Genomic DNA, 12,007 nt, shown 5'->3' on the forward strand with positions numbered 1-12,007 from the left:
TTTTTATGACAGAAATTAATCATAGCCGCCGTAAATGGCTTGCTTTGGGGGGGATTGCACTCGGTGTGGGTGCTATGCTTCCCTCGCAACTTTTAGCGGCGGTTTCAACGCCTAAACCTCGTATTTTACGTATGCGTAATATCAATACGGGTGAATATTTTAGTTCTGAATTTCATGAAGAAAAGGGCTTTGCTTCATCCGCATTACGCAAATTAGATTGGTTTATGCGCGATAAACGAAATAATCAAGTTCACAGAATGGATCCGCGCTTATTCCATAAATTTTACCGTCTTCAAGGTCTGTTAGGCGTGCGTAATACGGAAATTCAAATTATTTGTGGTTATCGTTCTCCGATAAGCAATGCCGCGATGCATCGCCGTAGTCGTGGGGTGGCGAGCAATAGTTATCATATGAAAGGACAAGCTATTGATTTTCGTATTGATGGCGTATCCTTAGCTAAGGTCCGCCATGCTGCACAAAGTTTGAATAACGGTGGCGTGGGATTTTATCCGCAAAGTAATTTTGTACATATTGATACAGGTCCTGTTCGAACTTGGGCGGGAAGTTAAAAATTGAATTAAGTTAGACCGCACTTTCGGTGCGGTTTTTGTTTATAAGAAGAGTCAAAAGGTTAAATGATGAACATTGAAATTATTCCTGTAACCGCGTTTCAGCAAAATTGTTCTTTGATTTGGGATGATGAGAAAAATGCCGCAATTATTGATCCGGGCGGTGAAGCGCAAAAACTCATTAAGCGAATCGAGGAATTAGAACTGAATTTGCAAGCGATTTTATTGACCCATGGACATTTAGATCATGTGGGCGCAGCACCACAGCTAAAAGCCCATTTTGGGGTTGAAATTATAGGGCCTCATCATGCGGATGAATATTGGTTCCAAGCATTACCGCAACAATCTCGCCAATTTGGGTTATTTGAAATAGATAGTTTTTTACCCGATCGTTGGCTAGATCAAGATGGCGAAATTTTGGCTGTAGCAGGTTATCAATTTGAAGTAAAACATTTACCGGGCCATACCCCCGGCCATGTGGGATTTGTTGAACATAGCCAAAAAGTTATTTTTGCAGGAGATGTGTTATTTAAACAAAGCATTGGACGTACCGATTTTCCGGGTGGCAATCATGAAGAATTGTTGCATTCCATTCGTTCTAAATTATATACCTTGCCCGATGATATGATTGTGATTGCGGGGCATGGGCCTGCCACCACAATTGGTCAAGAAAAAGCCCACAATCCATTTGTGCGTTAAGATTAGAAGAGTTTAAGTGTTTAGAATTAAATCAAATTGTTTAATCTCTATGCGAACAAATAGAAAATCATAAAAATTTGAAAAAAAGAGTTGACGAGTCGGGGCGTAATCAGCATAATACGCTCCGCAAAGCCGATGACGGTAACGCAAAATAAAAAATGAAAATAAACGTGGCTACATAGCTCAGCCGGTTAGAGCACAACACTCATAATGTTGGGGTCGCAAGTTCGAATCTCGCTGTAGCCACCATATTTATTTTTATTTGTTGCGGAAGTGGCGAAATTGGTAGACGCACCAGATTTAGGTTCTGGCGCCTGTGCGTGTGGGTTCAAGTCCCTCCTTCCGCACCATTTATCAGCTTGCAGTCAAAATAGTGGTTAATTCATAATTGGGGTATCGCCAAGCGGTAAGGCACCGGGTTTTGATCTCGGCATCCCTAGGTTCGAATCCTAGTACCCCAGCCATATATTCAATATCATCAAGTCATATACAAAATGCATCTCTACTGGGGTATCGCCAAGCGGTAAGGCACCGGGTTTTGATCTCGGCATCCCTAGGTTCGAATCCTAGTACCCCAGCCATATTTCCAATATCATGCAAAGCAAAAATTTCCTAAGATTCTTTTGAATTGTTATAAATTTTATTTGTAAATTTTTTCCAAATTAGTAAAATCCTATTTCTTTATAACTGTAAACTTTTAGTGGAAAGATTTATGAACACTCAAACTTCTTCATGGCGTTCTAAGTTATCAGCCCTAGGACCTGGTATTTTAATGGCGTCTGCAGCCGTTGGTGGCTCCCATATCATTATGTCAACGCAAGCGGGTGCTATGTACGGTTGGCAACTTGTTGGCTTGATTATCCTAGCCAATCTATTTAAATACCCATTTTTCCGTTTTGGCGCACAATATACACTTGATAGCGGCAAAACTTTACTTGAGGGTTATCAAGAAAAAGGGCGTTTTTATTTATGGTTGTTCTTTATTCTTAACGTGATCGCAACAATCATTAACACGGCTGCGGTAGGGCTATTAACAGCGGCAATTTTAACCTTTGTATTACCCGAACCTATTCCGGTTCCTAATTTAAGCTTAATCGTGATTATTGTGACGACAGCGATTCTATTACTTGGGAAATATCGTATTTTAGATAGCCTTTCTAAGCTCATTATGATTTCGCTCACGGTCACTACCGTTGTAGCGGTTCTCATCGCCTTTATGCGTAATGGGACAAGCGGCGTAGTACAACCGGATTTTGTTGCGCCATCACCTTGGAACTTAGGACCTTTAGGTTTAGGCTTTATCGTGGCATTAATGGGATGGATGCCTGCGCCAATTGAGATCTCGGCAATCAATTCCATGTGGGTTCAAGCGAAACGCCGTTTTACCAAAATTTCTCACGAAGATGGTGTATTTGACTTTAACGTAGGCTTTATTGGGACGGCAATTTTAGCACTTGTTTTCGTTGCTTTGGGTGCGCTGGTTCAATATGGCTCAGGCGAAGCTGTAGAAATGGCAAATGGTGGCAAATATATCGCACAGCTTATCAATATGTATGCCAGCACAATCGGTGATTGGGCGCGTGGCTTAATTGCTTTCATTGCCTTTATGTGTATGTTTGGCACAACCATTACGGTGATTGACGGGTATTCTCGTACCAATGTGGAAAGCTTACGTTTATTATTAAAACGCAAAGAAAGTACACCGCGCTACTTAAATATGGCTTTTGTTGTTGCAGCATTATCAGGTCTAGCGTTAATTTTCTATTTCAATAATGCAGTAAAACCTATGCTCAATTTTGCAATGATTGCTTCATTCGTCTCTGCACCATTATTTGCCTACTTAAATCTATCTCTTGTTTTAAAAGGCGAGCATCGTGTACGTGGGGCTTTATTCTGGCTTTCAATTGCGGGTTTAATTTTCTTAACCGGTTTTGCCTTGCTCTTTATTGTGAACCAGCTTGGTTTACTTGCCTAAAGTGCGGTTGAAAACAAACTTATTTTGAATAACAAAATCCCAGTCATGGCACTGGGATTTTTATATTGCAAATTAAATCACTTGATACAACGCAATAATCAGCGGCATAGTAATGACGCAAAGTAGGGTTGTCACACCATAAATGGCGCTGGCTTTTTGTGCATTTTTACCGTAAACCAATGCCATTTGTGTGACCGTTGCTGCGGCAGGGCTAATGGTAGCTAAAAAGCTAATCATTGCAATGGTTTCGCCGTTTTCAGCATAATGGGCGAAACCACAAAGTTTAATAATTCCCATTAAACAAACAGGGATAATTAATAACCGTAACAAGGTAACCAAATAAATTCGGCGGGAAGACAAAATCGAACGAATAGGGATAGAAGCAATTAACATACCTGCAATCAACATGGCATTTGGGCCAATAAAGGAACCTACGGCAGTCATTGTGCCAATCATAATTGGGGGCAATTTAATTTGAAAGGCAAATAAGGTTGCGCCAATAACAATAGATAAGATATTGATATTTTTAATAATCTTACTTAAAGATAATTCGCCTTTACCACACAGAATACTGCGACAGTGCGTCCAAAATAAAAAAGTCTGCACCACAATAAAGCAGGTCGCATAAATTACCCATTCCTGCCCAAACATCGACATTACCAACGGGATAATCAAATTCCCTGAATTGGAATAAATAGAGGCGGCGTGTTCAATAGGATCGAGTTTTAACGTTTTTTTCAGGATGACGCCGATAATAATCAAAATAATATGCAAAATGACCGCCATCGAAAAAGAAAGCAGCAAACCGCGCAATAATTCAGGGGTGTAATCAATTTGGAAGGCTTTGATCATGACCGCGGGGCTAATAATATAAAGCCCAATAATGGAAAGGGGATAACTGTCTTTTGAGGTTAATAATTTGCTTTTCACTAAAGCATAGCCAAGCAAGACAATGAGCGTGAGTTCGGTGATTTTACTGGCAAGAATAAGCGCAATGTCCATAATATTGTCCAATGAATGATTTCTGTCTCTATTCTAGTCATTCTGACCAAATAAAAAAATCGCTGAATGGCAAAATTTGCTATAATTCTTCAAAAATTTTCACAAAATTCACCGCACTTTGGAGATTTTATGTCAATTCAGTTTAATTCTATTGCCTTATTATTGGTTGTGCTTATTTTACTCGGTGTGCTTAGCCAAAACAGCTCAATTACCATTTCAGCCGCTGTTTTGCTGTTAATGCAACAAACTTTTTTGTCGAAATACATTCCGTTTTTTGAGAAGAATGGACTGAATATTGGCATTATTATTTTAACCATCGGTGTGTTGGCACCCATTGTGACAGGAAAAGTACAAATCCCAAGTTTAGCGTCTTTGTTTCATTGGAAAATGTTTCTTGCTTTAGGGGTTGGAATGTTAGTGGCTTGGTTTGCCGGTCGTGGTGTTAATTTAATGGGATCACAACCTATTTTGCTGACAGGTTTAATGATCGGAACGGTACTCGGTGTGGCGTTTTTAGGCGGTATTCCTGTAGGGCCATTAATTGCGGCGGGGATTTTGTCGTTGATGTTGGGAGTCAAATAATATGGCAAAGTTTCAGCATAAACAGCCTTTAAATCCTATTCAAAAACAACTTTTAACCCAACTGACGGACGTAATGAATATCGACTACCGCCGTTTGTCTGCACGCATTAAAGGCATTGGCAATATTAAAAAAGCGGAAAATCAACAAGCGGTAGCGGCAGAAATTCAAGCGCAAATTCAATTAGCGCAAGCGCGCTTGGCGCAGCGTAAAAGTGCGGTGAAAAATATCGAATTTCCTGAGAATTTGCCTGTTAGTCAACGTAAAGCCGAAATTCAAAAGTTGATTGCTGAAAATCAAGTGGTGGTGATTGCGGGGGAAACGGGCTCAGGTAAAACGACCCAACTGCCCAAAATGTGTTTGGAATTAGGGCTAGGCACAAAAGGGCTGATTGGTCATACCCAACCACGCCGAATTGCCGCACGTTCAGTGGCAATGCGTATTGCGGAAGAACTGAATACGGAACCGGGCGGCGTTGTGGGTTATAAAGTACGTTTTAACGATCAAATCAGCGAACAGACCCAAGTTAAATTGATGACTGACGGTATTTTATTGGCTGAAATTCAGACAGATCGTTTTTTAAATCAATATGACACCTTAATTATTGACGAAGCTCATGAACGCAGTCTCAACAACGATTTTATCTTAGGTTATCTGAAACAACTTTTACCGCGCCGTCCCGATCTTAAAGTGATTATTACATCAGCAACCATTGATGTAGAACGTTTCTCGCGCCATTTTAATAACGCGCCGATTATCGAAGTTTCAGGGCGAATTTATCCTGTGGAAGTGCGTTATCGCCCCATTGTGGAGTTGAATGACGAAGAAGGCGAACAGGATCAACTGCAAGGCATTCTCAATGCGGTAGATGAACTACAAGCAGAAGGGCGTGGCGATATTTTGATTTTCTTAAGTGGTGAACGCGAAATTCGCGATACTGCTGAAGCCTTAGAAAAACAGAATTTAAAACACACGGAAATTTTACCGCTCTTTGCGCGCTTATCGGCACAAGAACAAAATAAAATTTTCCATCCAAGTGGGCTAAATCGCATTGTTCTTGCCACCAACGTGGCGGAAACTTCTTTAACCGTCCCGGGAATTAAATATGTTATCGATCCTGGAACGGCACGAATTTCTCGTTACAGTTACCGTACCAAAGTGCAGCGTTTGCCTATCGAGCCCATTTCCCAAGCTTCAGCCAACCAGCGCAAAGGGCGTTGCGGACGTGTGTCGGAAGGGATTTGTATTCGTTTATATTCGGAAGACGATTTTAACAACCGCCCTGAGTTTACCGATCCTGAAATTTTGCGTACCAATTTAGCATCCGTCATTTTGCAAATGACGGCACTCGGGTTGGATGATATTGAGGCATTTCCTTTTGTGGATGCGCCTGATAAGCGTCATATTCAAGACGGAATAAAATTATTGGAAGAATTGGGGGCGTTTGAATTTAAATCAACTAAATTTGGCGAAAAACGACAATTAACGGCGGAAGGTAAGCTACTCGCTCAATTGCCAGTTGATCCGCGCCTTGCCAAAATGTTGCTAAGTGCGGTCAATTTAGGGGCAGTTTATGAAGTGATGATTATTGTGGCGGCATTGTCCATTCAAGATCCGCGTGAACGTCCGCAAGAGAAACAACAAGCCAGCGATGAAAAACATCGCCGTTTTGCCGATAAAAAATCTGACTTCTTGGCGTTTTTAAATTTATGGCATTACATTCAAGAGCAACAAAAAGCCTTGAGTAAAAATCAATTCCGCCGTCAATGCCGGAAAGATTATTTGAACTATTTGCGTATTCGTGAATGGCAAGATATTTATCATCAAATTCGCCTGACTGTGCGCGAAATGGGCTTGCCGATTAATTCGGAGCCTGCAGAATATCAACAAATTCACACCGCACTTTTAAGCGGTTTGCTCTCGCACATTGGTTTGAAAGAAAGCGAAAAACAAAGTTACCTTGGCGCGCGCAATGCCCATTTTGCGATTTTCCCTAATTCAGCCCTTTTCAAAAAACAGCCTAAATGGGTAATGGCAGCGGAATTGGTGGAAACCAGCAAACTTTGGGGGAGAATGGTGGCGGAAATCGAGCCTGAATGGATTGAGCCGCTGGCAGAGCATTTGGTGAAAAAATCCTATGCGGAACCTCGTTGGTCAAAATCTCGTGGGCAAGTGGTGGCTGATGAAAAAGTGAGTTTGTATGGCGTGCCGATTGTGAATGGGCGAGCGGTGAATTACGGTTCCCTTGATCCGAAAACCAGTCGCGAGATCTTTATTCAATCTGCGTTAGTGGAAGGGGATTGGAACACGCGCCATAAATTCTTCTTTGAAAATCAAAAGCTCATTCGCGAAGTGGAAGATTTGGAACATAAATCTCGCCGCCGCGATATTTTGGTGGACGACCGCACTTTGTTTGAATTTTATGATGAGCGAATTGGCACGGATGTAGTATCGCAAAAACATTTTGATAGCTGGTGGAAAAAGGCGAGTGCGAAAGATCCTGAATTATTGAATTTTGAAAAATCCTTTTTAATCAATGATGATGCGCAAAAAGTCAGCCAATTAGATTTCCCAAATTGGTGGCATCAGGGGAATTTGAAATTAAAATTAACCTATCAATTTGAACCGGGCACAGACGCGGACGGTGTGACGGTGCATATTCCCTTGCCGTTGCTCAATCAAATTGAAATGCAAGGTTTTGACTGGCAAATCCCGGGTTTGCGCCACGAATTGATCGTTGCCTTAATTAAAGCCTTACCAAAATCTTTGCGCCGTAACTTTGTGCCCGCGCCGAATTATGCGGAGGCTTTTTTAGGGCGCGTGACAAATTTTGATAAGCCACTGGCGGAAACCTTAAGCTATGAATTTCGCCGCATGACAGGCGTGAGCGTAGAAGTGGAAGAGTGGAAATTAGCGGAAATTGCACCGCACTTGCGAATGACGTTTCGTGTGATTGATGAAAAAGGCAAAAAAATTGCGGAAAGTATGGATTTGGATGAGTTGAAATTTAGCTTAAAAGACCAAGTTCAACAAAGCATTTCCGCGGTGGCAGATGACGGCATTGAGCAATCGGGCATTCATATTTGGAATTTCGATGCGCTGCCGCAGGTGTTTGAGCAGAAAAAACAAGGCTTTACCGTCAAAGCCTTTCCAGCCATTACCGATGAAAAAGAAGCGGTGGGCATTAAATTATTTGAGACCGAGTATGAGCAATCCGTAGCAATGCAACAGGGTTTGCGCCGTTTGATTTTGCTCAATGTGCCATCGCCCATCAAATATTTGCACGAAAAATTACCGAATAAATCCAAGTTAGGGCTGTATTTTACGCCCTTTGGCAAAGTGTTGGATTTAATTGATGATTGTATCGCGTGTGCGGTGGACAAACTGATTGCGGATTTTGGCGGTTTTGTTTGGAACGAACAGGATTTTGAAAAATTGCGTGATTACGTGCGAGAAAATCTAAATGACATCACGGTGGATATTGCGCAACAAGTAGAAAAACTGCTTACCCTGACCTTTGAGATTAATAAGCGACTGAAAGGCAAAATGGATTTTACCATGGCGTTTGCCTTGTCGGATATTAAATCCCAATTAGCCGGATTGATTTACCCGAATTTTGTCGCCAAAACGGGCTACGCACGTTTGCCTGATATTCATCGTTATTTGCAAGCGATTGATAAACGTATCGATAAATTAGCGCAAGATGTAAACCGAGATCGCGCTGCCATGCTTCGCGTAGAGCAGTGCCAACAGGCGTATCAACAGCTTTTGGCAAAACTGCCAAAATCCAAACCACAGAGCGCAGATGTGCTGGAAATTCGCTATATGATTGAAGAATTGCGCGTCAGTTTGTTTGCACAACAGCTGGGAACAAAATACCCGATTTCGGATAAACGCGTGTTGAATGTGATTGCAGAACAATAAACAATATCTAAGAAAGTGCGGTCAAAAACACAATGATTTTTGACCGCGCTATTTTATATAAAATTAGAAATTCCCCATTCCTAACATTAATAAGAATAACATTCCTTGTAATTCTTGGTTTGAAATTTTCTGACCATTGAAGTTTAGATATTCCCCTTCAAGCTTCGCATTTAATTTCAATTTATTACCATCTTCTACAATAATATTATTTTTAACACCATCATGAATCAAGTTATCTAACATAGCTTGTGCTTGTTTATCTGCCTCTTCTTTCGTGAGTTGTTCTTCCTGTTGTGCAACTTGAGAAATCACATCAAGGAATAATGCTTTATCTAAAGAAGCATTAATGGTGAAATTTTTAAATAAACCTAATAAATTGGCATTTTGATTAAGTTTTGCGAGATCTAATTTAGCGAGATGAATATCTAAATCTGCAGTAAATTGACCGCTTTCACGTTCAAATTTAAAGCCTTTTTCTTTTAACTGCGGTTCATTAGAAATTACCGCTAAACCGATTTCTTGCGAAACTGACGGTGGCACTTCACCATGGTAATTTAAATAATTATCCAGTGATTTTTCTGCCGCATTGGCGTCAATATGATTGGCTTCCGTATCACTTTGTAATTTGCCAATATCAATACCATTAACATTAATCTTATCGAGTTTATAAGCTAACGCATAATCAACAAATTGATCTTTTACGGCTAATTGATATTTAAACTCTGCATTTTGAGTATTGAAGCTAATTTTTTCACCTTCAGCATCAATTGCATTAAGCGCAATTTTTTCAGCATTAAATACAATAGAACTATTTGCTAAATATTTGAGATTGCCTGCCGGTTTTTCGCCATTAATTTCTACTTTTGCGTCATTTAGGGTTAATACATCCGTATCATTTAGCTCGGTATTTTGAATGTTAAAGTCTTTGATATTTAATTTGATTTTTCCTGCCTGTTTATAATTACCTTCAGAGACCGCTTGCATATCTAGGGTTAATTTAGCTTTTTCATGTATTACCCCATTTAATTTTGAGATAAATTTCCCTTTAAAATTTTTGTCGTAACCGAACGTTAATTCTGTGGTAAATGGATGGCTGTTATTGGCAAACCATTTTTCTGTTTGTGCATTTTTCAATAATGCAGCGTCAGCAGAAAACATGGCTGGCACAAAATTGAATTTTTTCACTAAATTTAAAGGCAATGGGCCATGGTAGAATATGCCTGAAAACGGTAATACGGTTTTTTCACCATTTTCTGCGGTAATTTCCAAATCATAAGAAATATCAGAGCTAAAGATACCGCGCTCAAATTTCAAATTGGTATTGGCAATTTGTAAGGGAATGCCGCTTGTTGCCAATACTTTTCGAATTTCTTGGTTGTCTTTCTCAAATAACGCTTGCAGTTCAGTTTCTGCTTTTTGCCCCGTATAGTAAGCGCCACCGGTCCAAAGGATCCCTAGTCCGGCAATAATTGCAATGGCTAATGTTGTTTTTTTCATGTGTCCCTCTTAATTAAATTTTTGTGATATCAAATTGCGCTAAATTAATGGTATTTTCTGTACCATAAAATTCTGCTAAGGCTTTGCGTAATTTTTCTGCCCGTTTAGGTAAATAACCACGTTCAGCATATTCTTTTACTTGTGCATACACGGCTTGTTTAAAGGGCGTTGAATCACCAGGCTGACCATTTAGATTATCTGCACTGGCAAAATAGCGAAAACCTGCTGCGGTTGCTAACACCCATTCTATAGCTTGCGGTTTCACTTCCACTTTTTCAAAATCCCGTTGGCGTTCAGCTGAGCGACCATCGGGTTCATACCAATAACCAAAATCTTCTAACTTACGGCGTTCTTCTCCCGCAACCAGCCAATGGGCAATTTCGTGCAAGGCACTACTATAAAAACCGCGGGCAAAATAAATGGCATTGTAGGGCAAAACCTCATAGCCTTCTGATTTGTGGTTGGCCGGAATATAAATGGGTTCATCACCGCCTTTGATTAAGCGTGTGTTAAATTCATCGGCAAAACAGGCATTAAAGATTGAAATAATATCTTCTAATGTGTGAGTTTGATCGTTTTGTTGCATAATATCCGCTCAATAAATATAAAAACTCACAGAAAAGTGTGAGTTTTTAAGACTGTATTATTTACGCGGAAGCGTGATTTTCTTTTCTTCGCTTTCGCGGTATAACACAACTACATGTCCAATGGTTTGTACCGCTTCTGCCTGTGTTTCACGAATAATCGCATCAATAATCAATTGTTTTGTCTCACGATCTGCACCAGCTACTTTTACTTTGATAAGTTCATGATGAGACAGCGCGTTATCAATTTCAGCTAATACGCCTTCAGTTAATCCATTGCCCCCTAACATCACAACGGGATTTAAGTGATGCGCCAAGCCTTTTAAATATTGTTTTTGTTTTGTTGATAATGTCATTTTATGTTCCTATTTAATCAATAAGGTGCGGTCAAAAACAGACATTTTTTACCGCACTTTGAGAGTACGCGCATTATACGCGAATTTCAGAATATTGTAATTAAAGAATTTTATGTACTAAATTTGACGTTAAATTGAACTAATTGCACCATTTTTAGGCAAATGAATATTTTTTTTAAATTTCTATTTGACAGCGGGATTTAAATCCGTAAAATGCGCACTCGTTGACGACATGAAGCAAAAGCAAAAAGTTGAAAACAATGCGGGAATAGCTCAGTTGGTAGAGCACGACCTTGCCAAGGTCGGGGTCGCGAGTTCGAGCCTCGTTTCCCGCTCCAATCTTAAATAAAAAATGCGTTGTGCCCGAGTGGCGGAATCGGTAGACGCAAGGGATTTAAAATCCCTCGCCTTTCGGGGCGTGCCAGTTCAAGTCTGGCCTCGGGCACCATTTCAAATCTTCTATTCTGTGTGATTTTTGATAGGTAATAAGATGTTTGATATTCATTCTTAACGAATAGGATATTAATTATGACCCATCAAGACCATTCTTTTATTGTTACTGGCATGTCCACTAAAGGTGGCGTAACAAAGTCAACTAACGTTGCAAATATTGGCGCATTTTGTGCAGATCATGGTATTCGGACTTTAATGATCGATACGGATTCGCAGCCTACTTTATCTTCTTATTATCATCTTAACTATACTGCACCGCAGGGATTATTTGAGTTTCTCACTCAGCGTGTGGTAACGCCTGAGCTTATCATCTCTCAGACTGAATTTGAGAACCTTGATATTATCCAATCTAACGACCCTACCGATGC

The 12,007-nt window shown here is 40.3% G+C and carries 10 protein-coding genes and 6 tRNA genes; 12 read left to right on the forward strand and 4 right to left on the reverse strand.

Going from position 1 to position 12,007, the window contains the following annotated elements; genetic code table 11:
* Positions 1-5 precede the first annotated feature (5 nt).
* From mepK to E7T07_RS05415, 7 genes are all read left to right on the forward strand, one after another.
* The gene (mepK, locus tag E7T07_RS05385; RefSeq protein ID WP_135709873.1) at positions 6-569 is read left to right on the forward strand and encodes a peptidoglycan L,D-endopeptidase MepK; all 564 of its coding nucleotides are present in this window, start codon (positions 6-8) and stop codon (positions 567-569) included.
* A 69-nt stretch (positions 570-638) separates the two neighbouring features.
* Positions 639-1,268, forward strand: coding sequence for an MBL fold metallo-hydrolase (locus tag E7T07_RS05390; protein WP_135709874.1), 630 nt, complete (start codon positions 639-641; stop codon positions 1,266-1,268).
* Between the two features lie 172 nt (positions 1,269-1,440).
* Positions 1,441-1,517: transfer RNA gene (locus E7T07_RS05395), tRNA-Met, on the forward strand.
* Positions 1,518-1,535: 18 nt separating this feature from the next.
* A tRNA-Leu gene (locus tag E7T07_RS05400) sits at positions 1,536-1,618 on the forward strand.
* Between the two features lie 39 nt (positions 1,619-1,657).
* Positions 1,658-1,732: transfer RNA gene (locus E7T07_RS05405), tRNA-Gln, on the forward strand.
* A gap of 42 nt (positions 1,733-1,774) precedes the next feature.
* Positions 1,775-1,849, forward strand: a tRNA-Gln gene (locus tag E7T07_RS05410).
* A gap of 131 nt (positions 1,850-1,980) precedes the next feature.
* On the forward strand, positions 1,981-3,243 hold the full coding sequence (locus E7T07_RS05415; protein WP_135709875.1) for an Nramp family divalent metal transporter: 1,263 nt from the start codon (positions 1,981-1,983) through the stop codon (positions 3,241-3,243).
* A 72-nt stretch (positions 3,244-3,315) separates the two neighbouring features.
* On the opposite strand, the gene E7T07_RS05420 is transcribed toward E7T07_RS05415, so the two are convergent.
* Positions 3,316-4,245, reverse strand: a complete 930-nt coding sequence (locus E7T07_RS05420) for an AEC family transporter (protein ID WP_135709876.1) — start codon at positions 4,243-4,245, stop codon at positions 3,316-3,318.
* A gap of 129 nt (positions 4,246-4,374) precedes the next feature.
* On the opposite strand from E7T07_RS05420, the gene E7T07_RS05425 reads away from it, so the two are divergent.
* Both E7T07_RS05425 and hrpA read left to right on the forward strand, forming a co-directional pair.
* Positions 4,375-4,827: a DUF441 domain-containing protein gene (locus tag E7T07_RS05425; protein ID WP_135709877.1), complete on the forward strand. Its 453-nt coding sequence runs from the start codon at positions 4,375-4,377 to the stop codon at positions 4,825-4,827.
* A 1-nt stretch (position 4,828) separates the two neighbouring features.
* Positions 4,829-8,749: an ATP-dependent RNA helicase HrpA gene (gene hrpA, locus E7T07_RS05430; RefSeq protein WP_135709878.1), complete on the forward strand. Its 3,921-nt coding sequence runs from the start codon at positions 4,829-4,831 to the stop codon at positions 8,747-8,749.
* Between the two features lie 63 nt (positions 8,750-8,812).
* Here hrpA and E7T07_RS05435 read toward each other — a convergent pair whose 3' ends face one another.
* From E7T07_RS05435 to yhbY, 3 genes are read right to left on the reverse strand one after another with little or no spacing between them, the layout of a single operon-like run.
* Positions 8,813-10,246 carry a YdgA family protein gene (locus E7T07_RS05435; RefSeq protein ID WP_135709879.1) on the reverse strand — a complete coding sequence of 478 codons (1,434 nt, stop codon included), beginning with the start codon at positions 10,244-10,246 and terminating at the stop codon, positions 8,813-8,815.
* Between the two features lie 13 nt (positions 10,247-10,259).
* Positions 10,260-10,832, reverse strand: coding sequence for an elongation factor P hydroxylase (locus E7T07_RS05440; protein WP_135709880.1), 573 nt, complete (start codon positions 10,830-10,832; stop codon positions 10,260-10,262).
* A gap of 57 nt (positions 10,833-10,889) precedes the next feature.
* Positions 10,890-11,186 carry a ribosome assembly RNA-binding protein YhbY gene (gene yhbY, locus E7T07_RS05445; RefSeq protein WP_135709881.1) on the reverse strand — a complete coding sequence of 99 codons (297 nt, stop codon included), beginning with the start codon at positions 11,184-11,186 and terminating at the stop codon, positions 10,890-10,892.
* 262 nt (positions 11,187-11,448) lie between these two features.
* On the opposite strand from yhbY, the gene E7T07_RS05450 reads away from it, so the two are divergent.
* From E7T07_RS05450 to E7T07_RS05460, 3 genes are all read left to right on the forward strand, one after another.
* Positions 11,449-11,524 (forward strand) — tRNA-Gly (locus E7T07_RS05450).
* Between the two features lie 23 nt (positions 11,525-11,547).
* Positions 11,548-11,634: transfer RNA gene (locus tag E7T07_RS05455), tRNA-Leu, on the forward strand.
* 80 nt (positions 11,635-11,714) lie between these two features.
* Positions 11,715-12,007 (forward strand): ParA family protein (locus E7T07_RS05460; RefSeq protein ID WP_167874937.1); only part of this gene is annotated, 293 nt, incomplete at its 3' end.

Source organism: Actinobacillus porcinus (genome assembly GCF_901764995.1).
Lineage (GTDB): Bacteria > Pseudomonadota > Gammaproteobacteria > Enterobacterales > Pasteurellaceae > Exercitatus > Exercitatus porcinus.